This window comes from Caballeronia sp. ATUFL_F1_KS39 (assembly GCF_023630985.1).
Classification (GTDB): domain Bacteria; phylum Pseudomonadota; class Gammaproteobacteria; order Burkholderiales; family Burkholderiaceae; genus Caballeronia; species Caballeronia zhejiangensis.
In genome coordinates, this window is the sequence record NZ_JALQDZ010000045.1 from 25,468 (window position 1) to 51,091 (window position 25,624).

Here is a 25,624-nt window from a genome sequence, read left to right on the forward strand (position 1 = left end):
TGAACGTGCAGAATGAGCGGATCGTGAGGTGCGTTCGGATGGGAAGCAATCGGCGGATCATCGTGTTCGGCGCGTTCGACCGGCATAACTTCGGCGACATGTTGTTCGCGCATGTCGTCGCGGCCTTGCTCGCTGAACGCCGTCCGAACGTCGAACCGATATTCGCCGGATGCGCGCGGCGCGAACTGCGCGCGCACGGCGGCCACGGCGTCGCCGCGCTTTCGCAACTGGCCGCGCGCTGGCGCGACGAGCCCGTCGTGCTGATCCACGCGGGCGGCGAGTTGCTGACGTGCGACGCGTGGGAAGCCGCCGTGATGCTGAAGCATCCCGACGAAGCGCAAGCCTGCATCGCCCGATACGAGTCGCGCGCGGCGGATCGAAACGCGTGGGCGCGCGCCGAACTCGGCATGGACGCGCTCGCGCCGTACGTCATCGGCCGCGAGATGTTTCCGCGAGCGGCGTCGATTTCCTTCGATGCGATCGGCGGCGCGACGCTCGACGCCCGCGATGCCGCGTTTCAGGCGGAAGTGCTGGCCAAGCTCCGTTCAGCCGATGACATCAGCGTCCGAGACACGCACACGCAAGCCTTCCTGAAGCGCGCGGGAATCGACGCGCGCCTCGTCCCCGATCCGGCATCGATGGTCGCCGAGCTTTTCGACGCGCGCATCCGGACGCGCGCCGGCGCATGCCGCGCGTTCCCGCGCGGTTATCTGGCCGTCCAGTTCAGCGCGGATTTCGGCGACGACGCGACGCTCGCGCAAATCGCGCATCAACTGGATCTGATCGGCGCATCGACGGGACTGGGCATCGCGCTGTTTCGCGCGGGCGCGGCGCCGTGGCACGACGACATCGCGGTCTACGAGCGCATGGCGGCGCGTATGCGCCATCCGTCGGTGACGATCTTCGATTCGCTCGACATCTGGGACATCTGCGCGCTGATCGCGAAAAGCGACGGTTACGCGGGCAGCAGCCTGCATGGCCGGATCGTCGCGATGGCGTACGGCTTGCCGCGCGTGAATATCGCGCACACGGACGCGGCCAAGCAGCGCGCGTACGCCTCGACGTGGGAGATCGCGGGCGCGCCGGGTGTGGTGAGCATCGCCGAATTGCACCTCGCCATGCACGAAGCGCGGGCGATGGATCGCGCGGCGCTTCGCGAGACGGCATCGGCGCTCGCGAAGGCGCATCGGGCGGGATTCGAGCGTGTCGCGCGATCGGCGCTCGGGCCATGAAGACGCGAAATCCGGATACGACCTGACGGCCGCCGAAAGCGGCGCGAAGGCTTCCGGAAAGGCGAGATCGGCGCTGGCTGAATAACGCGCCCGGGTGCTTCGGGCCGATGCGGGCGAAGGTAGGATGACGGCTTTCGTTCACGCGCCGCAGGTCCATTCCGAATGAATAGCATCACGAAACTCTTCAAGGTCGAAACGATCAATTCACGCGAGGTGACGGTCGAGTTCATCCGCGCGCTGTGGCATTTGCGCTCGCTGCTCGGCACGCTGCTGATGGCGTTCTTCGCGCTCTGCGCGGCGATGTTCTGGCTCGGCGCGCCCGTCGAAACCGCGACGCACGCGCGCGTTTCGTTCGGCGCAACCGTCTATTACTGCGGCGTGACGGCGCTGACCATCGGATACGGCGATGTCGTCGCGACGACGGGCATCGGGCGAGCCTTGTCGATGTTGCTGGGCTTGTATGGCGTGCTCGTCACCGGCACGACGACGGCGGTGGCCGTGTTCGCGGTCCAGCGCGCGGTGAAACGCGATGCGCGACACGCGCCCTGAAGATCGCCGCGTTCCGTCCTATGCTTCATCAGGCGCCATCGAAGGGAGCGACAACGTCATGAACAGCCTCGAAGGAAAGATCGTCGCCATCACGGGCGGCTTCGGCAGTCTCGGACTCGCGACGGCGCGCGTGCTCGCGCAACGCGGCGCGCGGGTCGCGCTGATCGGCCACGGCGCGGCGTCGGAAGCGTTGCCCGCGCCGCTCGGCGACGCCTGCATCGTGACCGGCATCGATCTGACGGATGCGAAATCGGCGCAACAAGCCATCGATACGGTCGTTCAGCGGACGGGCGGCCTCGATGCGCTCGTGAACGTCGCCGGCGCATTCGCCTGGGAAACGGTCGCGGACGGCAGCGCCGACACCTGGCAAGCGATGTTCGATGTCAACGTGAAGACCGCGCTCAACGCATCGAAGGCCGCGCTCGCGCAACTGGGCGCGAAGGAAGGCGGGCGCATCGTCAATGTGGGCGCGCTCGCGGCGATGAAAGCGGGCATGGGGATGGGCGCTTACGCGGCATCGAAGGCCGCGCTGTTGCGCCTGACCGAAGCGCTCGCCGAAGAGTTGAAGGACACGGGCGTGACGGTGAACGCGGTGTTGCCGTCGATCATCGATACCGCGCCCAATCGCCGCGACATGCCCGACGCCGATTTCTCCCGCTGGGTGCGGCCCGAAGCGCTCGGCGCGGTGATCGCGTTCCTGCTTTCGCCGGATGCGCAATGCATCACGGGCGCGGCGATTCCGGTGACGGGACGCGTCTGACGTTTCAGCGCGATTGCGCCTTGAAGCCTTCGCCCTGCATGCCCGCGCGATCCACCGCCGCAATGCGGTTGCGGCCGTTGTCCTTCGCCTGATACAACTGCGCGTCGGTCAGATTGATGAACGCCGTCACGTCCATGCGCTCGCCCGGAACGACGGTGCCCACGCCGAAGCTCGCCGTCACTCGCTGATCGTGCGGCGAGCGCACGTGCGCAATCGCTTCCTCGGCGATCAGCGCGCGGCAACGCTCCGCGACGCGTATCGCGGATTCGGCGTCGGTATCGGCGAGAATCAGCGCGAATTCCTCGCCGCCGAACCGGCCGAGAAAGTGCTGCGGACCCGCCGCCTCGCCGAGCACGCGCGCAATGCGCTTCAGACACTCGTCGCCCTGAACGTGGCCGTAGTAATCGTTGTACGACTTGAAGAAGTCGATATCGATCATCACGAGCGACAGCGGCTTGCCCGAATCCTTCGCGGCATGCCATTCGCGCGCCATCACGTCGTCGAAGCGGCGGCGGTTGCCGACGCCCGTCAGGCTGTCGCTGAACGACAGGCGTTCCAGTTCGCGCTGCATTTGCGCGAGCTTTTCTTCGGTGCGCTTGCGTTCGCTGATATCGAACATGAAGCCGATCAGCGCCTCGACCTCGCCTTTCTCGTTGCGCTCGACGTGCACGACATCGCGCAGCCACACGTAGCCGCCGTCGCGGGTGAGCGCGCGGTAATCCGCTTCGTGATCCGTGCCCGCCTTCGATTGAGAGACGCAGAAGTTGACGACTGCTTCGCGGTCGTCGGGATGCATGCGCTCGGCCCAGTCGTTGACCGTTTTCCACGACGACGGCGCCCAGCCGAGCAAGGCCTCGATCTGCGGGCCGATGTAGGCGAATTCCATCGTCGCCCAGTCGATCTTCCACGGAATCGCCTTGGTCGATTCGAGCAGCGTGCGATAGACGGCGTGATCGTCCTCGCCGAGCGCGCGCTCGGGCGGCGCGAGTGTGTCTTCGTGCCGCAGGAAAGCGGCCTGGAGCGAACTGTCGGATGGGGCGCGATTCATCGTGTGCGGTGGCGGCGATGCCTGGTGGACGTGTGCGTGTGTTATCGGCAACGTCCGCCGATTCTGAAGTCGCGCGTGAGGTTTCGGACTTTACTGGTGGGAAGTGCGCGCGCAGTCGCCTATGCTCGCCGGGTAGCTGCAACGCTACAAGGTGGTCTCGTACCTTTGCCCCGACAGGGTCGGGGCTTTTTTTTTTCGCCCGATCGACGTCCTCACCCCTCCCCCCACACCACAAAGTGCATGACATCGGTGCGCGCCTCGTCGAAGCCCGCTTCGCAATAAGCCAGATACAGCCGCCACGTCCGCACGAAGGCTTCATCGAATCCTTGCGCGCGGACTGCATCGGCGTGCATCTCGAACGCGTCTCGCCAACACCTCAGCGTCCTTGCGTAATCCGCGCCGAACGAAAGCGTCGCGCGTGCATGGAGTCCCGCGCGCCGCGCCGCGCGTGCGAAGCGCTCCGGGCTCGGCAGCATGCCGCCCGGAAAGATCGTCTCGCGGATGAAGTCGCTCGACGCGCGATACGCGGCAAAGCGCGCATCGTCGATGGTGATCGACTGCACGAGCGCCTTCGCGCCCGGCGCGAGACAGCGGCGCAGCACGCGGAAATACGCCGGCCAGAACCGTTCGCCCACGGCTTCGAACATTTCGATCGACACCACCGCGTCGTACTGTCCATACACATCGCGATAGTCGCGCAGTTCGATATCGACAAGCCCGCTCAAACCTTCGCGTGCCACGCGTTCCACGGCGAACGCATGCTGCGCGGTCGAAACGGTCACGCCGTGCACGCGTATGCCGAGACGCGCCGCGTGCCGCGCGAAGCCGCCCCAGCCGCAGCCGATCTCCAGCACGCGCATCCCCGCCGTGAGTCCGAGCGTATCGACGATGCGCCGATACTTCCGATCCTGCGCCGCTTCGAGCGGAAGACCGGCGTCGCCATCGAACCATGCGCTCGAATACGTCCACGTCGGATCGAGCCAGAGCCCGTAGAACGCGTTGCCGATGTCGTAATGCGCGTGAATGTTGCGGCGGCTCCCCGCGCGCGTGTTCAGGCGCAGACGATGCCGCACGTTGTGCCAGCACCGCGCGACAAAGCCGCCCGCGACCGTGCGCGCGAGCGCCGTCTCGTTGCGGATCGCGAGCCGCAGCAGGGCGCACGGATCGGGCGTATCGAGCCATTTCGCCCGATACGCCCGCGCGAAGCCGATGTCGCCCGCGCGCAGAATCGCCCGGCACGCGCGCCAGTCGCGGATGAAAAGAAGCGCGGCTGGTTGCATCAGCGGATCGCCGAACACAGAGCGCCCGCCATCCGGCATGACGAGCACGAGATGTCCGACGCTGATGCGACGCAGAAGGCCGAGAAAGATCCGCGCGGACATCGGCATCGCCGATGTCGCGGAGAAAGATCGCAGCAGGTTCATGGTCGCGTCTCGTCCCTCGTCGGTGGATGCTTGCCGTAAAAAGGCACGCACTTTATCCACAGCCGCAGCGCCTGCCAGTGAATGCGCGCAATGACGCCCGCGGCGAAGAGCGGCGCGCACAAGAGCGTGCGACACGCGAGCGCGCCGGTGAGCGGCCGCGCGACGAGACCGATCGCGGTGCGCAGCAGCAGCCCGTCGCGGTCGCGATAATCGATCGAGATGCTCAAGCGGTCGCCACGCTGCCGCACGCGAAACGCGTAGTCGCCGGCGACATCGCAAAAGGGCGAAACGTGCAGCGTCTTGCGGCAGACGAGCACGGTGTCTTCGACGATCGGCGCATGATCCTGCGCGCTCAGCAAATAGCCGCGATGCTCGCCGAAGGTGTTGCGCACATCGGCGTAAAGCGCGCGCAACGCGCCTGCGCGGTCATGACAGAACCAGAAGCTCACCGGATTGAACGCGTAGCCGAAGACACGCGGAATCGTCAGAAGATGGATTTCGCCGTCGGCGGGAATGCGCGACTGCGCGAGGCACGCGCGCATCCATAGATCGAGATCGCAGTGTTCGCGCGCGCCGTAATCGCATCGAAACAGCGCGAGCGGCCGAATGCGGTCGATGCCGAACCACGCACAGCGCAACGCGTCGAGACGCGCGACGTCGCAACGCACGTAGCGCACCGGATACTCGAAGCGATGCCGCGCCGGACGCAGCCGCTCGTGCATCACGCGGCCCGTCAGCCATTGCGCCGTCTTCATGGTCGCGCCCATGCCGGCTGGACGCCGAAATCGCGCGCGACGCGCAACGCCGATTTCAGGCCGTCTTCATGAAAGCCGTAGCCGGTCCACGCGCCCGCGTGCCACGTCCGGCGCACGCCCTGAATGCGCGGCAGACGCGCCTGAGCATCGATGGCGGCGAGATCGAAGAGCGGATGTTCGCATTCGTAGCGGCCGAGTTGCGTGCGAGGCGCGGGTTCATCGACGGGATTGAGCGTGACGATGACCGGCGTCCTGTAAGGAAGCGGCTGAAGCTGATTGATCAGATAGCTCACGCAGACGGGCGCGGCCGCGTCGCGCGCAAGCGCCGCACGCGCGCCGATGTAGTTCCAGGCCGACCACACGCGGCGGCGGCGCGGCAAGAGCGCGCAATCCGTATGCAGCACCGCGATGTTGCGCTGATACCGCACGGCGCCGAGCACTGCGCGCTCATCGGCGGATGCGTCGTCGATGAGGCCCAGGCTCGTCGGTGCGTGCGTCGCGAGCACGACGGCATCGAAGCGCTCGGGACCGGCATCGTCGGTCATCACGGTGACGCCGTTGTCGTCGCGGCGCACGCCTCGCACGGGCGCGCGCGTGCGTACGTCGTCGAGCGTGGCCGCGATGCGCCGCACATACTCGCGCGCGCCGCCCGCGACGGTCTTCCACGGCGGCCGGCCGTTCACCTGCAATAGCGCGTGATTGAGACAGAAGCGCAGGAACGTGGCGGCGGGAAAGCGCAGGATGTCGTGCGCGGCGCTCGACCAGATCGCCGCGGCCATCGGCAGAAGATAGTGGCGCTGAAACGGCGCGCCGTATCCGCCCTCGACGAGCAGTTCGCCGACCGAGCAGCGCGTCGCGCTCACGCGTTCGAGTTGCCTATGAGCCGATGCATTGAAGCGCAGAATGTCGCCCAGCATGCCGATGAACGACGGCGAGAAGAGATTGCGCCGCTGCGCGAACACGGTGTTGAGGTTTGTGCCCGCCCATTCGAAGCGTCCGCCGTCGAGCGAAACGGAAAACGTCATGTCGCTGCGATGCGCCGCGACGCCGAGTTCATCGAACAGCGCGATGAGATTGGGATACGTTCGGTCGTTGAACACGAGAAAGCCCGTATCGACGGGATGCTGCACGCCGTCGAGCGCGACATCGACGGTATGCGTATGGCCGCCGAGATAATCGGCGGCTTCGAAAAGCGTCACGCGATGCGCGCGCGAGAGCAGATACGCGCTCGCGAGACCGGCGATCCCCGCGCCGATCACCGCGATGCGCTGCTGTCTTTCTTTTGTCGATGATTCCATGACGGGCGGTCTCCTCGCGCCAAAAGGTCTCCTCGCGCCGCGTGGACGTGGCTGTTCCAGACGAGTGCGAGATCAAATACGAGAAAGACGCGCGCGCGGATGCACGCGCGCCGCGCTGCTTCAGTCGCGCTGACCGGGACTTTGAAATCCCGGCTGACCGATCTGCTCCGGCGATTGCGGCACGCGGCTAAAACGCGCGGTGTCGTAGCCCATCGCGTCGAGGCGCGCGAGCATCGAGCGATAGATGTCGTCGCTCATCGCCGGCTCGCGCGAAAAGATCCAGCCGAGCTTTCTGTTCGGATAGCCGAGGATCGTGTAGCGATAATCCGGATCGACGTAGAGCGTGAGTTGCGTCACGCGTATCGGCCAGAAGAGTTGCACGCTCCATTCGCCGCCGTTGCTGCCGGGCTTCACGGTATCGACGAAACGATGCGTCGTTTCCTCTTGCTCGAAGCCGTTCTTGCGGCCGAAAAAGACGTCGTCGATTTTTCCGTCCGCGCGCAGCGACCATTCGACATGCGTGCCGACGAAATCGCGTTCCGCGAAGTACGGAATATTCGCGATGACATACCAGCGCCCCATGTAGCGCGGCACGTCCACGGCAACGGTTTCGAGCGGTCGGTTCGCTCGCGGATTCGGATTCGGCGGACTCGAACAGCTCGCCACCGCCACGATGACGCCGGCCGCCACCAGCGCCACGACGAGCGCCCGCTTCGTGTTTGTCATGACATCACCTTTATCGGACGCTTCTCGAACAGATAGTGCGCGACGCCCCATTCGCGGCCGCGCGCGTAGCCGAACAACTCGGCCACCGCCATGTAGAACATGCGCCAGCGCTGAAACCAGATGGCGGCCGCATCGCCGTAGACGTCGCGCAACATCGGCATGACGCGATCGCGAGCGGCATCGAGATTCGCGAGCCATTGATTCGCCGTGCGCGCGTAGTGCGTGCCGTTCATCCACCACTGACGCGTGACGCGCAAATCGTCCTGAAAGTGCAGCAGCAAGGACGCGGATGGCATCGTGCCGCCGGTGAAGAAATAGCGCGACATCCAGTCGCCGCCGTCGCGCGATGTGAAGTGATACGCAAGCGTCGCGTGCGCGAAGTGGTGGACAAAAAGTCGTCCATCATCGGCGAGCCAGCGCGCGATCTTCGCGAGCAACAGGCCGTAATGCTTCATGTGCTCGAACATTTCGATCGACAGAATGCGATCGAACGGCGTCTCGTCGTGCGCGAAATCGAAATCGACGACATCGCCCGTCACGACGCGCAAGTTGCGAAGGCCGCGCTGCCGCGCCCGCGCTTCGATGAACGCGCGTTGCCCGCCCGAATTAGACAGCGCGACGATTTGCGCGCGCGGATAACGCTCCGCCATCCACAGCGCGAGCGAGCCCCAGCCGCAGCCGAGATCGAGGATGCGTTGACCATCGGCGAGTTGCGCGCGCTCGGCATAGCGTTCGAGCATCGCGAGTTCGGCTTGCGCGAGCGTTTCGTCGCCGCGCGGGTACAGACCGCACGAGTACTTCAGGCGCGGGCCGAGGTGCGCTTCGAAGAACGCATCGGGCAGCTCGTAATGCTGCGCGTTGGCGGCGTGCGTATCGATCGCGATCGGGCTCGCGCGCAGTTCGTTCAGAAAGCGCTCGAACGCCTGCGTGCGTTGCGCGTTGTCGTTCGCATATTCGTCGATGAGACGCTGACGGATCAGGAGGCGCATGCCGGCGCGCACGAGCGCATCAGGCACGAGGCCGCGCTCGCACGCGCGAATGATGCGGCTTTCGTCGAGCGCGGGCATGTCGGCGGGTGCGGCGGGCGCGGATGAGGTATCGCGGGCGGTGATGTTCATCGGCGTGTCCTTGCTTTGTTCATGCGCGTTTACGCGGCCACGGAATCAGCGCGCTCGTCGTTCGCATGTAGTCGCGATAGCCGTCGCGCGTATCGGCGAGATGCGCTTCGAGAATCGGAATGCCCGATACCTTCAGCAGCAGCCACGCCATCAGCACGGGCGGCGCGAGCGTCGCCCAGCCCCACGGCATGCCGATCGAGAGCACCGCGTACGCGAGCCAATGCACGCATTCGAAGAAGTAATTCGGATGGCGCGAATAGCGCCACCAGCCATCGCGGCACACTTTTCCGCGATGCGCGGGATCGGCGGCGAAGCGCTTGAGTTGACGATCGGCCGCCGCTTCGCCCGCGACCGCGACGATCCACACGGCGGCGAATCCCGCGATGCACAGCGGACTCGCCGCCTCGCGCGCATAGGCGGGCACGAAGAACGCGATGGCAAGCAGCATCGAAATGAACGCCTGCAACTGGAAGAAGCCGAGCATGTTGCGCGCGGCGTGTTCGCCCCAGCGTTCGCGAAACGCGCGATAGCGCGTGTCTTCCGGCTTGCCGCGATTGCGCCGCCACAGATGCCGCGCGAGCCGCGCGCTCCAGAGCCCGCCGCCCGCCGCGACGCATACGCGATTGACCGTCGCGCCTGTCCCGCACGCGGCGATGACGAGCGCGGCCGCGCCGAGCGAAGCGGCCCAGAGCGGATCGACCATGCCCGCGTTTTCCGTGCGCAACTGCCAGAGCCACGCGGCGAAAAAGACCAGCACGAATCCGCTGACGACGACGAGCACGGTGACGATGAAAGGCATGGCGGCTCCGCGAACAGGCGTTCACCGAGTCATACGGATGCCGAGTGCGATTGGATGCAGCGAACGAAAGATGGACGTTCGCTATGCGAGAGTCGCGATGCGATCGATCGTCAGGTCGAACGCATCTGGCCGGTTGCGAGCACGGGTCCGGTCGGGGCGCCCGTCGGCGAGCCGCCGGGGGGTTCGTCGGATACGGCGAGCACGGCCTGCGCGCTGAGTTGCGCGACGATCTCGGGCGGCAGCGTCATCGTCGCGGGACGATCGGGCGGGAAGACGCCGAGGGCAATCGGCTTCGCGTTCGGCGGAATCAGCCACAGTTCCGTCGCGCGATTCGCGGGGATCGTGACGTGCGACGCGGGCACGACGACCATGCGCGCGCGCCGCACATCGACGGTCGCGGTCCAGTGCACGACGCCGTCCTTGCGCGCGATCGACGCGACCATGTACTCGCCGGAGACGGCTGCCGTCGTCGGCGTTTGCGGGGCTTGCCGCAGCAAGGTGAAGGTCACGCCGAGCAGGACGAGCGCGGCGACGCTCGCGCCGATCGTCAGCCAGCGCCACACGTTCAGGCTGTCGCGCCAGCGTTCGCGTTTCGGCTGCGGCGCGATGAATCCCAGATCGCGGCGGATGCGCGTCCACACGCGCGGCGGCGGCGCGATCGCGCGGACATCGTCGGCGAGCGGGGCAAGACGTCGCTGCCAGTCATCGAGCGTGTGCCGCAACGCGGGATCGCGCGACACGTCCGCTTCGAGCGCTGCGCGTTCGTGCGCGTCGAGCACGCCGAGCGCATATTCGGCGCAGCGCAGATCGTCGTCGTCGCGAGCGGGCGTGTTCATTGTTCGAGGCAGGTCTTGAGCTGCATCAGGCTGCGGCGAATCCAGCTTTTCATCGTGCCGAGCGGCACGGCGAGCCTTTGCGCCAGTTCGTTGTACGTCGCGCCGGTGAAGAACGCCTCGCGGATCGCGCTCTTCTGCTGCGGCTCCAGCCGGTCGAGACACGATTCGAGCCGCCGCCGTTCCTCGCTCGATTCCGCCGCGGCCGCGGGCGTGGGCGCTTCGTCGGCGATGTCGGGCGCATCGCCTTCGCCAAGCAGTTCTTCGCGATGCTGACGCATGCGGTCGATCGTGCGATTGCGCCCGAGCGCGACGAGCCATGTCATCGCGCTGCCGCGTGCCGGATCGAAGGTATCCGCGCGACGCCAGGCCGTGGCGAACACTTCCTGCAGCAGGTCTTCGGCTTCGCCGCGATCGCGGATCATGCGCACGATCACGCCGAACACTCGCGCCGATGTCGCGCGATACAACTCGGCGAACGCCTGTTCGTCGCCCTTCGCGACGTTCGTGAGCATCTCGTCGATGCGCTCGCGGGGCAGGCGTTCGATATCGCCGGAGTAGGTGTCCGTCATGTGCAGGTCAGGTGTCTCGCGGTGCAATCCCTACTTGTGCGAAAGCATCGTTCCACGGCAACCCGACGCGAGACACCGGCACGCATAGAGCCGCTTGAGCGCCGCGGTGCGCCGGCCATCGACGGTCAGGCAATAATCGATGAACAACTCCTGGCCTTTGCCGATCGGCCGGATCGCGCGGATGAACACGCGCTCGCCGTCCTGCTCCGCTTCGCAGTTCGGCGCGCAACTATGATTGAGCCAGCGCGCGGAATTGCCGCCGCGCGCGCCGTCGATGACCGTGCCGTCATCGAGACCGAAGAGGAAGGTATGACCCTCTTCCGCGTTCGATTTCGCGTGCATGCGCTGCGCCTCCTTCCACGACAGGCGCAGACCCTTGTATTCGAGCAACAGCGCGCCCGTGGGAAGGTCGGCGAGAGCGAAAACGCCCCGGCCATGAACGGGCGATGTCCGGACAGTGATTCGACGCATGGTGTGGCGGGCCGCAGTGAGGAGGTTGAATATTTGAGTGCAGGCGTGAGCATCGTTATGATGTGGCCGTCATAAATCGTTGTCACGTCCATGCCCGCAGTTTCTCCCCGCAAGAGCAGGAAGCGCAAGCCATTACGCGGCTCGCTTGCGCGATATCGCAACCGGATCGTCGAAGTTCTCGGGGAGGCGCGCGGCCAGCGCGTGATGATACGGTCGATTCATGACGACGGCGTGGAGCGGCGCACCGCCGTGAAATGGATCAACCTGCTCCCGCTCGAAACGGAGTTGTTCTAGCGCTACCGGATGTCGCGCTTCTGAACGATGCGGCTCACCACCACGAGACAAACCGCGAGCAACACGCCGACATAGCCCACGACGGCCAGCCATCCGCCGTGCTGCCAGAAAGATCCGCCAATCGATCCGAGCACGCTCGACCCGACGTAGTAAGCGAGCAGATAGAGCGATGCCGCGTGACCCTTGGCACTGCCGGCGAGTTGCCCGACCCATCCGCTCGCGACCGAATGCGTGACGAAGAAGCCGATCGTCACGAGCACGATGCCGACGATGATCGTCACGAGCGCGCCCGAAAGCGTCAGCGCGAGACCCAGAGCGAACAGCACGACACCGCTGACGAGAACCGGCGCTCGTCCGAACCTGTCGGCAAGCGCGCCCGCCGTCGACGACGACACCATCCCGAACAGATACGCGCCGAAGATCAGCCCGCATGCGGTCGTGCTCAGGTTGAACGGCGGCGCGACAAGACGGAATCCCGCGTAGTTGTACACGGTCACGAACGCGCCCATCGCGAGAAAGCCGATGGCGAACACGAGCGGCAGAAGTCCGTGAAGCAATTGCGCTTTCCACAGCTGAAAATGATGCCGAAGCGTGAGATCGGTGCGTTTGACGAAACGCCGTGACGGCGGCAGCAGCATCACGAATGCGATGGCCGCGATCAGATCGATGACGCTGATCGTCCACATCGCCGTGCGCCACGAGAAATATTCCTCGAGCGCGCTCATGCCGATCCGCCCGATCATGCCGCCGAAAGCCGTGCCGCCGACGTATAGGCCCATCGCGAAGCCGAGCCCTTCGGCTGCGATTTCTTCGGCGAGATACGCCATGGCGACGGCGGGCACGCCGCCAAGCGCGAAGCCTTCGAGCGCGCGCCATACGAGCATCGCGTCCCAGTTCGATGCGCTCGCCGCCAGCAGATTGAACACGGCCGCCGATGTCATCGATGCGAACATCAGCCCGCGCCGCCCGACGCGCTCGGACAACGCGCCCGCGCACAGAATGGACACCGCGAGAAATCCGGTCGAAACCGACAGCGACAGCGAACTCGCCGCCGCGCCGATATGAAACTCGCGCGCGAACGCCGGAAGCAGCGGCTGGACGCAATAGAGCAGCGAAAACGTCGAGAAGCCCGCGAGAAAGAGCGCGAGCGCGATGCGCCGATACGCGGCCGAAGCAGGAGAAATGCCGCTGGGAAGCGGGCGCGTCGCGGCGGTGCGTTCGTGGGTCGCCGACGGTGAAATCGAAGGGGAGGACATGGGCGTCGCCGGTTGAGAAGTAACCGGATTCATTCTTGCCAATGCGCGCTCATATGTCCAATATATGAAAGTATGCCCGACGATATGTTTTAACACTGGCTCGATCGTGTTCATGCAAAAGGAAAAAGAAAATGGAGCTTCGGCATCTGCGTTATTTCCTGGCTGTGGCCGAAACCGCGAATTTCACGAAGGCCGCCGAGATGCTCGGCATCGGCCAGCCGCCTCTTTCCCAGCAAGTGAAAGCGCTGGAGCAGGAACTCGATGTCGTGTTGTTCAAGCGCACCGCGCGCGGCGCGGAACTGACGCTGGCCGGACGCGTGTTCGCCGACGAAGCGCGCCGCGTGCTCGACGACGCGCAACGCGCAGCGCGAGCGGCCCAACGCGCGGCGCGGGGTGAAACCGGACATTTGCGCGTCGGGTTCACGGGCACGGCGGCGTTCAACGAGCGCGTGTCGGCGCTGATCCGCAAATTTCGCGAAGCGTATCCCGATGCGGAACTGACGCTGCACGAAGCCGCTTCCGGCGTGCTGCTGGACGAGATCGAAGCGGGGCAGCTCGATGTCGCCATCGTTCGTCCGGAGCGTCGCGTCGCGGACGTCGTGCAGCAGCATGACTGGGACGACGAGCCGATGTTCGTCGCCTTGCCTGTCGGTCATCGGCTGGCTTCGCGCCGGCGCATCGAGTTGGCGGAACTGATCGACGAACCCTTCGTGCAAGTGCCGCGCGCGGCGGGCGGCACGCTGTTCGACGACATCGTTGCCGCATGCGCCGCGGCGGGTTTCGAGCCGCGTCTCGCGCAACCCGCGCCGCAGATGGCGTCGGCGGTGACGCTCGTGGCGGCGGGGCTCGGCATATCGATCGTGCCGAAGGCGATCACGCAGGTGCGCGTCGCGGGCGTCGTCTACCGTCCGATCGTCGCGCGAGGCTTGCGCGCGCGGCTCGCGCTGGCGTCGCGGCGCGACGATCCATCGGCGGTGGTGCGCAATTTCCTCGCGCTTGCGTAGTTCAGTTCGTCAACAGTCCGCGCGCCTGTTCGAGCAACGCGGCGGCGGCGAGAAATTCCTTGCGGCCCGCCATCGTGAGCGCGGCGATCGCCGTGTCCTTGAAAAGCTCGTCGTTCGACGTGACGAGCGCGCCCGCTTCCCCGATTCGTCCCTGACACAGCCGATAAAACGCCAGCATCTCGAACGCCTGCGCGCGCCGATCTTTATCCGCGCCCGACGCAACCAGTTGCGCCGCGCCGACCAGTTGTGCCAGCGCGCTTTCGTAGTCTGCCCGTTCCATCGTCGCGTTTCTCCCGAATCGTTGCCAATAATTCTCGCGCGTTTTGGTTCAAACTATCGCATCCGATACCGAACCGAAACAACGAAGGAGACGACGCATGGCAGTAAGCGAAGCAGTGATGGCATTGCGTGAAGCGCTCGGCGCACAGGTCGTGGCGCTGCCCGACGAATTCGGCGACCGGCGCGTCGCCGACTGGAGCGGCATGCCCGGCGCGACGCCGCTCGCGATCATCCGTCCGCGCGATACGAATGAAGTCGCGCAGGCGCTCGCCATCTGCTCGGCGCACAAGCAGCCGGTCGTCACGCAAGGCGGATTGACCGGACTCGTCGGCGGCGCGAATCTGCTCGGCGGCGAAGTGAGCCTGAGTCTCGACCGCATGAACCGCATCGTCGAGATCGACGCAATCTCGGGGACGATGACCGTCGAAGCCGGCACGCCGCTGCAAGTCGTGCAGGAAGCGGCGAGCGCGGCGGGCTTCTACTTTCCGCTCGATCTCGGCGCGCGCGGCAGTTGTTCCATCGGCGGCAATCTCGCGACGAACGCGGGCGGCAACCGCGTCATCAAGTACGGGATGATGCGCGATCAGGTGCTCGGCGTCGAAGCGGTGCTCGCGAGCGGCGAGATCGTCGGCGGGCTCAACAAGATGATCAAGAACAACAGCGGTTACGACTTGCGCCATCTTCTGATCGGCAGCGAAGGCACGCTCGCCATCATCACGCGGGTCGTGCTGCGCTTGCGTCCAAAGCCCACGGCGACCGCGACCGCATGGTGCGGCCTGCCCGATTTCGCCGCGGTGACGACGCTGCTCACGCGCGCGCAGGCGAGCCTCGCGCCGGGCGTGTCCGCGTTCGAAGTGATGTGGGCCGGCTATCACGATACGGTCATCGCGAATCTGAAAAACCTGCGCGCGCCGCTCGCCGATGCGCATCCGTTCTACGTGCTGCTGGAAAGCGTCGGCACCGATCCCGCGCGGCACGGCGAAGCGTTCGAGGAATTTCTCGGCGGCATGCTCGAAGCGGGCATCGTGACGGACGCGGCCATTGCATCGAACGAAGCGCACGCGCGCGATTTCTGGGCGATCCGCGATGCGCCCGGCGAATACGATCGCTTCATCCCGAACTACGCGGCGTACGACGTGAGCTTTTCGATCGCGCAAGTCGGCGATGCGGCCGCGCAATGCGAAGCGCGTCTGCGCGCGCGCTGGCCGGGCGCCATCGTGATGACCTACGGCCATCTCGGCGACGGCAACATTCACATCGTCGTGGATATTCCCGGCCGGGGAAAGCAGGATCACGACGATGTCGATGCCGTCATTTACGACGTCACGCGCGAGTTCGAAGGATCGATTTCGGCGGAGCACGGCATCGGCGTGAAGAAGCGCGAATATCTTCATCTCGCGCGCCGCGCAGCCGATATCGCGGCGATGCGCGCGATCAAGGCATCGCTCGATCCGCACGGCCTGCTCAATCCCGGCAAGGTGTTCTAGCCGCGCTTGTGCGAATGCCGGTGGTGAATGTCGGGGAAGTGCGCGTGCGAGTGCGTGATCGGCAGATGCGCGTGCGGATGCGTGTGCGGTTCGTCGCCGGAATACGGAAAGTCGTGCGTATGCCGATGATGCTCGTCATGCACATGCCGATGCGTATGTTCCAGGCGCTCGTGCGTGTGCTCGTGCTCGTGCCGTTCGCGTACGTGCAGCCACACGCCGAGCGTCATCAGCGCGGCGGCGATCCAGAACGGCATGCCCGGCGTTTGCGGCCAGATCGCGAGGGAGAGCGCGACGCCGAACACCGGCGCGACCGAGAAGTACGCGCCGGTGCGCGCCGTTCCGAGATGCCGTAACGCGATCACGAACAGCACGAGGCTCACGCCGTAGCCGCCGAAGCCCGTCGCCATCGCGGCGATGACGATAGGCGGCGCGGGCAAGTGCGCGCCCATCGCGAATGCGATGCCGAGATTCGTCGCGCCCGCGACGAGCCCTTTCGCGCAGGCGATGACCATTGCGTCGGCGGTCGAGATCTTGCGCGTCAGATTGTTGTCGATGGCCCAGCACAGGCACGCCAGGGCGATCAGGATCGCGCCGGTCGTCGCATGGGCGGCGCCCGGTTCCCACGCGAGCACGACGCCGCCCGCGACGATCGCGGCCATGCCGAGAAACACGGATACATCGACGTTTTCCCGAAAGACGATCCACGCGATCGCCGCCGTCAGCACGCCTTCGAGATTGAGCAAGAGCGAGCTCGTCGCGGCGGGCGTGCTGGTCAGGCCGAGCATCAGCAAGGCCGGCCCGGCGACGCCGCCGAACGCGATCGCGCCGCACAGCCATGCGATTTCCCGAGCGCGCATGCCTTCGGTTTTTTCGCGCCAGATTCCGCGCGCGAGCAGAATCGCGCCGAGGCCGACGCCGCTGCCGAGATAGAACAGGCCCGCGACCATGAACGGCGGCATCGGGCCGAGCAGCGCTTTCGCGATGGGCGTGGTCGCGCCGAAGAGCGCGGCCGCGGTGAGGGCGACGAGAATCGCGGTGAATCGGCTTTGCATGAAGGGACCGTGGAACGCATCGTGACGTCTCGAAAGTGTAGTTCACATGGTCTGACGCCCGCCGCGCTCTCATTCTTTGCTCATTTTCGCCGCGCAGAATGCCTCCATCGACGAACAACGCAGCGCGGGAGACGAGAAATGAAGACGATCCGACATGTGATGGTGGGCGTGAAACTCCTTGGCCTCGTGACGGTGGCGCAGGCGCATCCGTTCATCGGCGTGGGCATTGTGGGCGGGCCGCTGTTCCCGGTCGCATCGAGCGCGCAGAGTGCGCCGCCGCTGCCGGTCTATGCGCACGCGACGGATTCCGGCCCCGCGCCGCTGCCGCCCGATGCGCCGCCGGTGCGGTACGCGCAACCGGCCATCGGCAATATCTCGGCGATCATGGGGCACGCGAACGCGGCAGGCGTGTGAATCGCGCTCACATGAAAGTCAAAACGATTCGTTTGTGCCGATTCGCGCGCGGCGTTAGCCTGAAACGATGAACAGCACAATCGACTACGCAGCCATCGCCGATGCCGCGCGCGATGGCTACATGAATCGCGTCATCGCGAACGTCAACGATCACGACGTCCATATCAGCGTGATGGACGCGCCGTATCGATGGCACTTTCATCCGAACTCCGACGAGACTTTCGTGGCGGTCGAAGGCACGCTCGTCATCGAGTTCGAGGAAGGCGCCGTCGAATTGCGCGCCGGGCAATTGCTGACCGTGCCCGCGGGCAAGCCGCATTGCACGCGCCCGGGCGGCGCGCGTTCGGTGAATCTGACGATCGAGAAAAAGGACACGCAAACCGTGTTCTGCGACGCGCCCGCCTAACGCGCCGCACGCGTTTCGAGATGCTCGACGAGCCGCCGCGCGGCCGGCTGCAACGCCTCGAAGTCGCGAAAACATACGACGAAGCGGCGCTTCGCGAACGCATCGGAGAGCGGCACGGCTTCGATGCCGAGCGCCTGCCGATACGTTCCGGCGACTTCCATCGGCACGACGCTGATGCCGAGCCCCGCCGCGACGACGCGAAACGCCGCATCGAAACTCGACACGATCACGCGATACGACATCGACTTGCCCGCTTGCGCCGCCGCGCGCTGGAGCATCGTATGCACGGCGGTCGCGGGCGGCAGACCGACGTGCTCGAATTCCAGCGATTCCTCGAAGCTCACCGAACGCCGCTTCGCGAACGGATGATCCGCCGGCACCGCGAGCGCGAGCCGGTCGTGCCGATAAGCGCGATGTTGCAGCCCGTGCAGATCGACGCTGTCCCAGCACACGCCCACCGACGCCACGCCTTCGCGCAACTGCCGCACGAGATCGTTCGATAGCCGTTCTTCGACATCGACCTTGATGTTCTTGTTGGACGGCTCGCGCATGAACGACGCGATATCGTCGAGCAACGCTTCCGCAATCGCCGATGCCGACGCGCAAATGCTCACGCGCCCCATGAGACCGCCGCCGAACGCGGCGACGTCGTTGGCGATGCGTTCCATCGTGAACAGCACGCTGCGCGCGTGTTCGAGCAGCGCGATGCCCGCGGGCGTCGGTTCGACGCCGCGCCGCGAGCGCGACAACAACGGCACGCCGAGCGATGTTTCCAGTTGCGCGATGCGCTTGCTGATCGCGGATGGTTCGATATGCGCCTCGTGCGCCGCGCGCGCGATGTTCTGGTGCTCGCAGACCGTCACGAAGAGACGCAGCGTTTTCAGATCGATATCGCGCATGTGACTGGATTCCTCTGACGTTCCGAACGGGAAGCACGAGCCTTCCAAATTACCGCTTTTAGGCCATTTGCGGAATCTCTAAAGTCGAGACCATACACATAAGACCGGAGACAAAGCCATGCCCGCGTTCCCGCAGAACGCCGTAATCCGCGAAGTCGGCCTGCGCGACGGCCTGCAGAGCATTCGCACGATCGTGCCGACCGAACGCAAGATCGAATGGATCGGCGATGCCTACGCCGCCGGTCAGCGCGAAATCGAAGTCGGTTCGTTCGTGCCCGCGCGCCTTCTGCCGCAACTCGCCGATACCGCCGAACTCGTCGCCTACGCAACGACGCTGCCGGGCCTGCTGGTTTCGGTGCTCGTCCCGAATCTGAAAGGCGCGGAGCGCGCCATCGAAGCGCACGCCGATCTGATGCTCGTGCCGCTTTCCGCGAGCCGCGCGCACAGTCTCGCCAATCTGCGCAAGACGCCCGAGGAAGTCGTCGATGAAGTCGCGCGCATGCGTGCGGCGCGCGATGCGTCGGGCGCGAAGACGCTGATCGAGGGCGGCATCGGCACGGCGTTCGGCTGCACGATTCAGGGCCGCGTCGATCACGCCGATGTGCTGCGCTACATGCAGGCGCTGCTCGATGCGGGCGCGGACCGCGTGAGCATCGCCGATACGGTTGGATACGCCGGTCCGCGTGCGGTGCGCGAGCTCTTCGAGAAGGCGCGCGACATCGCCGGCGAGCGCTTCTGGTGCGGCCACTTTCACGACACGCGCGGCCTCGCGCTCGCCAATGTCTACGCCGCGCTCGAAACCGGCGTCGCGCGTTTCGATGCGACGCTCGCGGGCATTGGCGGCTGTCCGCATGCGCCGGGCGCGAGCGGCAACGCGTCGAGCGAAGACCTAGCGTTCATGCTCGCCGATATGGGCATCGAGACCGGCATCGATATTTCAGCGTTGCTGGACTTGCGCGCGAAACTCGCGCGCTGGCTCGACGGCGAAACGCTGCACGGCGCGCTCGCGCTCGCGGGCTTGCCGGTCAATCACGAATCGAAAACTGCAATCGAAGCCTGAGGACGTCATGAGTCATTCAACCCTGCCGCTCGAAGGCGTGCGCGTGATCGAGTTCACGCATATGGTGATGGGCCCGACCTGCGGCATGATCCTCGCGGATCTCGGCGCGGAAGTCATCAAGATCGAGCCGCCCGGCGGCGACAAGACGCGCAATCTGCCGGGTCTCGGCATCGGCTTCTTTCGCTCGTTCAATCGGAACAAGAAGAGCGTCGTCATCGACATCAACACGGAAGAAGGGCGTGACAGCGCGCTCGAACTGATCGGCGCATGCGATGTGCTGCTCGAAAATTTCCGCCCCGGCCTCATGACGAAGCTCGGTCTCGACTACGAAACCTTGTCGAAGGCGCATCCGAAACTGATCTACGTGTCGCACAAGGGCTTTTTGCCGGGGCCGTACGAAAAGCGTCTCGCGCTCGATGAAGTCGTGCAGATGATGGGCGGCCTCGCCTACATGACCGGTCCGGCGGGCAGGCCGCTGCGCGCGGGAACGTCGGTGAACGACATCATGGGCGGCATGTTCGGCGCGATCGGCGTGCTCGCCGCGCTGCGCGAACGCGATCTCACCGGACGCGGCCAGGAAGTGCAGAGCGCGCTCTTCGAGAACTGCGTGTTTCTCTCCGCGCAACACATGCAGCAATACGCGATGACGCGCGAAGCGCCGCCGCCGATGCCGTCGCGCGTATCGGCATGGAGCGTGTACGACGTATTCACGCTGGCCGAAGGCGAGCAGTTGTTCATCGGCGCGGTGAGCGACAAGCAATTCGTTACGCTTTGCGATGTGCTCGAACGTCCCGATCTCGCGCAGGCGCCCGAGTTCGCGACCAATGCGATGCGCGTCGCGGTGCGGCCGCAATTGCTCGCGCGGCTCGGCGAGATTCTCGCGGATCACCGCGCCCACGAGCTCGCGCCGAAGCTCGAAGCGGCCGGCATTCCCTACGCGCCGATCATGCGCCCCGAACAGTTGCTCGACGATCCGCATCTGAAAGCGAGCGGCGGACTCGTGCCGATGCAGACCGACGACGGCGGCACGACCGACGTGGTTTTGCTCCCGCTCACGATGGGCGGACGCCGCCCCGGCGTGCGGCAGCCGCTCGCGCGCGTCGGCGAGCACACGGACGAAGTGCTCGGGCAACTGACGAAACGCGTCACGGCATGAGGCATTGCGACAGGCGCATATAAAAACACGCGCCGTCGCCAACACAGGAGACAGGACAATGCAGCCCACTTTCAGCGCGGTCGCCGAGCCGCTCGCAACGCCCGACGTTCGCGTCGCCACGACGCCCGGCGCGCAAATCTCCGCGCGCATGGATCGACTGCCGATCACGCGGCATCTCTGGATGCTCGTGTTGCTCATCTCGCTCGGCGGCTTTTTCGAAATCTACGATCTGATCTTCACCGGCTATATCGCGCCGGGCATGGCGAAGAGCGGACTTTTGCAGACGACGACGCATGCGTTCTTCGGCTTCACCGGCATTGCGGGATTCATCGCGGCGACGTTCGCGGGCTTGTTCATCGGCACGTTCTTCTTCGGCTGGCTGCCGGACCGCTACGGGCGGCGCAGCGTGTTCACGTTCTCGCTGCTGTGGTACTCGATCGGCTCCGCGATCATGGCGTTCCAGACGAGCCCCGAAAGCGTGATCTTCTGGCGCTTCGTGACGGGCATCGGGGTGGGCATCGAAATCATTACGATCGACAGTTACGTGACGGAACTCGTGCCGCAGCACATGCGCGGCCGCGCGATGGCCTTCAATCAGATGGTGATGTTCGCGGCGGCGCCCGTCGCCGCGCTGCTTTCATACTGGCTCGTGCCGGAAACCGTGTTCGGTCTCGATGGATGGCGCGTCGTCGTGCTCGCCGGTTCGGTCGGCGCGGTGATCGTGTGGTTCATCCGGCGCGCGGTGCCGGAAAGCCCGCGCTGGCTCGCGATGCATGGCCGGCTCGAGGAGAGCGAACGCGTCGTCGGCGACATCGAGCGCGTGGTCGAGCGCGAATCGGGCGCCGCATTGCCGCCGCCCGCGCCTGTCGTCGAGCAGCCGGCGCATCGGCGGGCGTCGCTCGGCGAGCTGTTCGTCGCGCCGTATCGCTCGCGTCTCGTGATGCTCATCGTCTTCAACTTCTGTCAGGCGATCGGGTATTACGGCTTCGCGAACTGGGTGCCGACGCTCTTGATCGGGCAGGGCATCACCGTGACGAAGAGCCTGCTGTATTCGTTCATCATCGCGTTCGCGCTGCCGCTCGGACCGCTCTTCGCGATGTTCTACGCCGACCGCGTGCAGCGGAAGTATCTGATCGTCGGCGGTGCGCTCGTCGTGATCGCGAGCGGTCTCGCGTTCGGGCAGATGAAATCGCCCGTTGCGCTCATCGCGCTCGGCGTGCTGATCTCGCTCGCCGGCCAGACGATCTCGGTCTGCTATCACGCGTATCAGACCGAGCTTTTTCCCACGGCCGTGCGCTGCCGGGCGAGCGGAATCGTCTACTCGGCGAGCCGCGCGGGCGCGATGATGTCGGGCTTCATCATCGCGTCGCTGCTGAAGGATTTCGGCGTGCCGGGCGTGTTCATCGGCATTACGGTCTGCATGCTGCTCGTGGCGCTGGCAATCGGCCTGTTCGGTCCGAAGACCAACGGGCTGCGGCTCGAGGAGCTGAACCGGTGAATCAGGTGACGCGCGCGCGTGCGTTCGAAACGCAGTGCAATCGGACATACGTTCGGGCTCGCGGCATCCTATGCTGAAGCGGGATCAACTCCTGCTGCGCGTCGCTCCAGGCGAGCGACGCGGGCTTGAGTCAAATGAACACGCAACTCAGTGAACAATGCAGGGCGCGGCTGTATCGGCTGAAGTTCGAGACGCCTCTGGAAAGCGTCGCTTTCGTGCTCGCCGATAGCCGCGAGGCCGCTTGGCGCATCGGCAAGACGGTGATGGCGGTGGTGCACGGCGTCGGCATACAGAACGTCTCGCTGCACGATATTCGATCGTTTCGCGAACTCGTGAGCGCTGGCGTCAGCGATGACCAGGACATGCGCATCTTCGAGTTGGCCGTCGCGGGCGGAAAGGTCGCCCATTGGACGCACGCGCCTTACTTCTTCACCGACGACGCCACGCTGCTCGGCAAATGGGCCGAACTGCGCGCCGATCTCGCCGCTGACATCGCGCGCACGGCGCTTCGACGCGCGAAGTAGCAGCGCTTCGAACGGGTATATCTCATGCTGGAAGCACGCCATATCCACGGCGCGTACGGGGTGTCCGGATGATACGGTCGTACAACCACAAGGGCTTCGTGCTCGAAGTCGCGATCGAAACGAGCAGCCGGCTCGTGCCGCCGCCGGGCGAATTGCGCTATCTGGCGATCGTGACGATCAGCCGTTCGGGAAGGCCGGTCACTGCGTTCTCGCCACTCCTGATCGAGAACACACGCTATTCGAATTTCGCATCCGCCGAGGACGCGCTGATGAGCGCGCACACGCAGGCGCGCACGCTGGTCGACGAATGGGTGCGGGCGGCACTATAAATTAGCGCCGCGCGACGAACCCGGATCAGGCAGCGACGCGCCGGTTCTGTTGCCCTTCCTGCGCGTCGGCAGCGGTGGCGAGCGCGTTGTCGAGTAACGCGAGTTTGCGTTGAAGCGATGCTACACGCTGACTTTGCGACGGGACGAGGTCGTACTCCGCGTCCAGTTGCGAAATCCGCATATCCCAATAGCTGGCGGGAAGGCGATCGGATGCCGAGTTCCCTTCGACGACACTCGAGAGAATCATTTCCAGATGCAGAAGCTCGCGTTCAGCGAGCTGAGCGGGCCGCCGCTGTCGAAATGCTGGGACGGTCGTGGCATTGGCGCTTCTTTTCATGTGGCTATATCCGGCTAGATTTTACAGAGGCCTCTATTAAAGCAAGCAGCGTTCCGCAGAGGCGATTCAAGCTCCTTCAGATTGTTTCGAAATGAAACGAGCAGAACGCCCGGTCCCGTTCTGTGCGGTAGCAAACGTTTGCGCGACGGTTACATTTAGTGAAGAACTTGTTCGCGAATTTCCGAAATTTGCCGTCACAGGACGTAATTTCGTCGCCTGATTTGCCCGTCTATCTCGCGCAAAATTTTCAAAACGTCGAGATATTTAGAGAAACATATCGCGTTACTCGTTGATTCGATTCATCTAAATGCGATTCGTTCCGTTCGCGGTGGGCGCGTAACCTTTACGGTCGGCATCAAGAATCGGGAAAATCGTTCGGGTACTTCGGGTAACTGAGTGATTTCGACGGCCGCTGTTCTGAGACCGTCTAAAGCGCTCGGATTAATCGCCGCGTCGGGAATAAAAACGGAGCGGCTCCCTCTCGCGAAACCGCTCCGTGTCCTCGAGATATCTGCGTGGAGATCTTCAGACCCGGGAAGCTTAGCAAAACGCCTCGGCCGCTATAAACCGCATGCGACGCAATGGACTTCTCCAGAATGCGCAGTAATAACGTCGTCGATGTGCAACAGCCATTTGGATTATCTGAGCTCCGAATCGCCGCTAAGCACTTGACCTTAAAAGATTATGAAGGGATCTGCACGCCGGTTCGCAGAATCAGCAAATGATTATTGCGCCGGATACGCGGTCACATTCAAGCGCCCGTCGCATACAGTGTGTCCCAGTTTCCCGGGCTCTTTCAGTCCCTGGAAGCTTTCGCATTAAACAGGACACAGAGAACCATGAAAAAAACCCTTCTCATCGCGGGCATTCTCGGCAGCTTCGCAGCAGCAGCCCACGCTCAGAGCAGCGTCACGTTGTACGGCACGCTGGATGCCGGTCTCGTCTATACGAACAACGCCGGTGGCCATAACAATTGGCAGCAAGGCAGCGGCGCGGTTTCGGATACTTACTTCGGCCTGAAAGGCAGTGAAGATCTCGGCGGCGGGTTGCACGCGCTCTTCAAGCTGGAGAGCGGCTTCAACCTCAATAACGGCCGCTATACCGAAAACAGCACGATGTTCAACCGTCAGGCATATGTCGGCCTTCAGCACGATCAATTCGGTACGATCACGCTCGGCCGTCAATATGATTCGATGGTCGATTATCTGTCGCCGCTCGCCGAAGCAGGCGCGGGCTATGGCAATAACCTGACGGCGCATCCGTTCGACAACGACAATCTCGATCACTCGTTCTCGATCCGCAATTCGGTGAAGTATCAGAGCGCGAATTACGCGGGCTTCAAGTTCGGCGGCCTGTATGGCTTCTCGAACGACGCAGGCCAGTTCGCGAACAACCGCGCATGGAGCGCCGGCGCGTCGTACGGCAACGGCCCGCTGAACTTCGCCGCGGCCTACTTGCAGACGAACAACTCGCGCAACAACGCGAACACGGGCGGCGCGGTGTCGGCGGGTCAGGGCAACAACGCGAATCTGACGGCTGAACTGCAGCGCACGTTCGGCGCGGGCGTGAACTACACGTACGGCCCGGCGACGGTCGGCTTCGTGTGGACCAACACGCACTACGACAACCTGCTCGCCGCATCGCAAGGCGGCACGACGTTCGCGCTGCCGGGCAACTCGAACCTGCACATGAACAACTTCGAGCTGAACGGCCGCTATCTCGTGACGCCGGCATTGAGCCTCGACGCCGCGTATACGTACACGGACGGCAAGGTGACGGGCGCGAACGGCTCGGGCGATCCGAAGTGGCACACCGTTTCGCTGCAGGCTGACTACTCGCTCTCGAAGCGCACCGATGTGTACGTCGAAGGCGTGTACCAGCATGCGTCGGGCGAGCTGGGCAATGCGGGCGCCAACGTCGCGATGATCAACACGCTGTCGCCGTCGTCGACGCAGAATCAGGTCGCGGCGACCGTGGGCCTGCGTCACCGCTTCTAAGCGCAGCGTCGTAGGAAAAAGAACGGCCGCGATCCACAAGATCGCGG

The 25,624-nt window shown here is 64.8% G+C and carries 28 protein-coding genes; 13 read left to right on the forward strand and 15 right to left on the reverse strand.

What is annotated here, in order from left to right; translation table 11 throughout:
• The first annotated feature begins 38 nt into the window (after positions 1-38).
• The 3 genes from NCR93_RS23810 to NCR93_RS23820 all read left to right on the forward strand — a co-directional run bounded on the left by NCR93_RS23810 (position 39) and on the right by NCR93_RS23820 (position 2,541).
• Positions 39-1,232, forward strand: coding sequence for a polysaccharide pyruvyl transferase family protein (locus NCR93_RS23810; RefSeq protein WP_175982075.1), 1,194 nt, complete (start codon positions 39-41; stop codon positions 1,230-1,232).
• A 162-nt stretch (positions 1,233-1,394) separates the two neighbouring features.
• Positions 1,395-1,781 (forward strand): potassium channel family protein, encoded by a 387-nt coding sequence (locus NCR93_RS23815; protein WP_175982074.1) that lies wholly within the window; start codon positions 1,395-1,397, stop codon positions 1,779-1,781.
• 58 nt (positions 1,782-1,839) lie between these two features.
• Complete coding sequence (locus NCR93_RS23820) at positions 1,840-2,541, forward strand: SDR family NAD(P)-dependent oxidoreductase (protein WP_008347197.1); 702 nt, start codon at positions 1,840-1,842, stop codon at positions 2,539-2,541.
• 4 nt (positions 2,542-2,545) lie between these two features.
• Here the strand turns inward: NCR93_RS23820 and NCR93_RS23825 are convergent, their stop codons facing one another.
• From NCR93_RS23825 to NCR93_RS23875, 11 genes are all read right to left on the reverse strand, one after another.
• Positions 2,546-3,589 carry a sensor domain-containing diguanylate cyclase gene (locus NCR93_RS23825; protein ID WP_008347198.1) on the reverse strand — a complete coding sequence of 348 codons (1,044 nt, stop codon included), beginning with the start codon at positions 3,587-3,589 and terminating at the stop codon, positions 2,546-2,548.
• Positions 3,590-3,801: 212 nt separating this feature from the next.
• Positions 3,802-5,013, reverse strand: a complete 1,212-nt coding sequence (locus NCR93_RS23830) for an SAM-dependent methyltransferase (protein ID WP_175982073.1) — start codon at positions 5,011-5,013, stop codon at positions 3,802-3,804.
• Positions 5,010-5,780 carry a DUF1365 domain-containing protein gene (locus NCR93_RS23835; protein WP_175982072.1) on the reverse strand — a complete coding sequence of 257 codons (771 nt, stop codon included), beginning with the start codon at positions 5,778-5,780 and terminating at the stop codon, positions 5,010-5,012. Before NCR93_RS23835 ends, NCR93_RS23830 begins: the two co-directional genes overlap by 4 nt.
• Positions 5,765-7,066: an NAD(P)/FAD-dependent oxidoreductase gene (locus NCR93_RS23840; RefSeq protein WP_175982071.1), complete on the reverse strand. Its 1,302-nt coding sequence runs from the start codon at positions 7,064-7,066 to the stop codon at positions 5,765-5,767. The genes NCR93_RS23835 and NCR93_RS23840 overlap by 16 nt, the downstream gene beginning before the upstream one ends.
• A 120-nt stretch (positions 7,067-7,186) precedes the next feature.
• The gene (locus NCR93_RS23845) at positions 7,187-7,792 is read right to left on the reverse strand and encodes a lipocalin family protein (RefSeq protein ID WP_175982070.1); all 606 of its coding nucleotides are present in this window, start codon (positions 7,790-7,792) and stop codon (positions 7,187-7,189) included.
• Positions 7,789-8,910, reverse strand: coding sequence for an SAM-dependent methyltransferase (locus NCR93_RS23850; protein WP_175982069.1), 1,122 nt, complete (start codon positions 8,908-8,910; stop codon positions 7,789-7,791). The genes NCR93_RS23845 and NCR93_RS23850 overlap by 4 nt, the downstream gene beginning before the upstream one ends.
• 19 nt (positions 8,911-8,929) lie before the next feature.
• Positions 8,930-9,709, reverse strand: coding sequence for a DUF1295 domain-containing protein (locus NCR93_RS23855; protein ID WP_034472218.1), 780 nt, complete (start codon positions 9,707-9,709; stop codon positions 8,930-8,932).
• A gap of 110 nt (positions 9,710-9,819) precedes the next feature.
• The gene (locus NCR93_RS23860) at positions 9,820-10,545 is read right to left on the reverse strand and encodes an anti-sigma factor (protein ID WP_008347214.1); all 726 of its coding nucleotides are present in this window, start codon (positions 10,543-10,545) and stop codon (positions 9,820-9,822) included.
• Positions 10,542-11,114: a sigma-70 family RNA polymerase sigma factor gene (locus NCR93_RS23865; RefSeq protein ID WP_008347216.1), complete on the reverse strand. Its 573-nt coding sequence runs from the start codon at positions 11,112-11,114 to the stop codon at positions 10,542-10,544. The genes NCR93_RS23860 and NCR93_RS23865 overlap by 4 nt, the downstream gene beginning before the upstream one ends.
• A 30-nt stretch (positions 11,115-11,144) precedes the next feature.
• Positions 11,145-11,585: an SET domain-containing protein gene (locus NCR93_RS23870; RefSeq protein WP_008347218.1), complete on the reverse strand. Its 441-nt coding sequence runs from the start codon at positions 11,583-11,585 to the stop codon at positions 11,145-11,147.
• Between the two features lie 296 nt (positions 11,586-11,881).
• Positions 11,882-13,135, reverse strand: a complete 1,254-nt coding sequence (locus tag NCR93_RS23875; RefSeq protein ID WP_175982068.1) for an MFS transporter — start codon at positions 13,133-13,135, stop codon at positions 11,882-11,884.
• Between the two features lie 131 nt (positions 13,136-13,266).
• Here NCR93_RS23875 and NCR93_RS23880 point away from each other — a divergent pair, with 131 nt between their 5' ends.
• Positions 13,267-14,139 carry a LysR family transcriptional regulator gene (locus tag NCR93_RS23880; protein ID WP_008347225.1) on the forward strand — a complete coding sequence of 291 codons (873 nt, stop codon included), beginning with the start codon at positions 13,267-13,269 and terminating at the stop codon, positions 14,137-14,139.
• 1 nt (position 14,140) lies between these two features.
• Here NCR93_RS23880 and NCR93_RS23885 read toward each other — a convergent pair whose 3' ends face one another.
• Positions 14,141-14,419 (reverse strand): hypothetical protein, encoded by a 279-nt coding sequence (locus NCR93_RS23885; protein ID WP_175982067.1) that lies wholly within the window; start codon positions 14,417-14,419, stop codon positions 14,141-14,143.
• A gap of 97 nt (positions 14,420-14,516) precedes the next feature.
• On the opposite strand from NCR93_RS23885, the gene NCR93_RS23890 reads away from it, so the two are divergent.
• Positions 14,517-15,905, forward strand: a complete 1,389-nt coding sequence (locus NCR93_RS23890; protein ID WP_008347229.1) for an FAD-binding oxidoreductase — start codon at positions 14,517-14,519, stop codon at positions 15,903-15,905.
• Here NCR93_RS23890 and NCR93_RS23895 read toward each other — a convergent pair.
• Positions 15,902-16,957: a DMT family transporter gene (locus NCR93_RS23895; RefSeq protein ID WP_175982066.1), complete on the reverse strand. Its 1,056-nt coding sequence runs from the start codon at positions 16,955-16,957 to the stop codon at positions 15,902-15,904. The two genes, NCR93_RS23890 and NCR93_RS23895, sit on opposite strands and share 4 nt — an antisense overlap.
• A 138-nt stretch (positions 16,958-17,095) precedes the next feature.
• On the opposite strand from NCR93_RS23895, the gene NCR93_RS23900 reads away from it, so the two are divergent.
• A complete protein-coding gene (locus tag NCR93_RS23900) occupies positions 17,096-17,371 on the forward strand; it encodes a hypothetical protein (protein ID WP_008347233.1) in 276 nt (91 codons plus the stop codon).
• A 67-nt stretch (positions 17,372-17,438) separates the two neighbouring features.
• Positions 17,439-17,777 (forward strand): cupin domain-containing protein, encoded by a 339-nt coding sequence (locus NCR93_RS23905; protein WP_008347234.1) that lies wholly within the window; start codon positions 17,439-17,441, stop codon positions 17,775-17,777.
• Here NCR93_RS23905 and NCR93_RS23910 read toward each other — a convergent pair.
• The gene (locus NCR93_RS23910) at positions 17,774-18,676 is read right to left on the reverse strand and encodes a LysR family transcriptional regulator (protein WP_175982065.1); all 903 of its coding nucleotides are present in this window, start codon (positions 18,674-18,676) and stop codon (positions 17,774-17,776) included. The genes NCR93_RS23905 and NCR93_RS23910 overlap by 4 nt on opposite strands.
• Positions 18,677-18,794: 118 nt before the next feature.
• On the opposite strand from NCR93_RS23910, the gene NCR93_RS23915 reads away from it, so the two are divergent.
• From NCR93_RS23915 to NCR93_RS23935, 5 genes are all read left to right on the forward strand, one after another.
• On the forward strand, positions 18,795-19,736 hold the full coding sequence (locus tag NCR93_RS23915) for a hydroxymethylglutaryl-CoA lyase (RefSeq protein ID WP_175982064.1): 942 nt from the start codon (positions 18,795-18,797) through the stop codon (positions 19,734-19,736).
• Between the two features lie 7 nt (positions 19,737-19,743).
• Positions 19,744-20,892: a CaiB/BaiF CoA transferase family protein gene (locus NCR93_RS23920; RefSeq protein WP_008347241.1), complete on the forward strand. Its 1,149-nt coding sequence runs from the start codon at positions 19,744-19,746 to the stop codon at positions 20,890-20,892.
• A gap of 58 nt (positions 20,893-20,950) precedes the next feature.
• Positions 20,951-22,390, forward strand: coding sequence for an MFS transporter (locus tag NCR93_RS23925; protein ID WP_175982063.1), 1,440 nt, complete (start codon positions 20,951-20,953; stop codon positions 22,388-22,390).
• 134 nt (positions 22,391-22,524) lie between these two features.
• On the forward strand, positions 22,525-22,914 hold the full coding sequence (locus NCR93_RS23930) for a hypothetical protein (RefSeq protein WP_008347245.1): 390 nt from the start codon (positions 22,525-22,527) through the stop codon (positions 22,912-22,914).
• Between the two features lie 68 nt (positions 22,915-22,982).
• Positions 22,983-23,243, forward strand: a complete 261-nt coding sequence (locus tag NCR93_RS23935) for a hypothetical protein (protein ID WP_008347246.1) — start codon at positions 22,983-22,985, stop codon at positions 23,241-23,243.
• Between the two features lie 25 nt (positions 23,244-23,268).
• Here NCR93_RS23935 and NCR93_RS23940 read toward each other — a convergent pair whose 3' ends face one another.
• The gene (locus NCR93_RS23940; protein ID WP_075583514.1) at positions 23,269-23,580 is read right to left on the reverse strand and encodes a hypothetical protein; all 312 of its coding nucleotides are present in this window, start codon (positions 23,578-23,580) and stop codon (positions 23,269-23,271) included.
• A gap of 839 nt (positions 23,581-24,419) precedes the next feature.
• On the opposite strand from NCR93_RS23940, the gene NCR93_RS23945 reads away from it, so the two are divergent.
• On the forward strand, positions 24,420-25,577 hold the full coding sequence (locus NCR93_RS23945; protein WP_175982062.1) for a porin: 1,158 nt from the start codon (positions 24,420-24,422) through the stop codon (positions 25,575-25,577).
• The last annotated feature ends 47 nt before the right edge of the window (positions 25,578-25,624 follow it).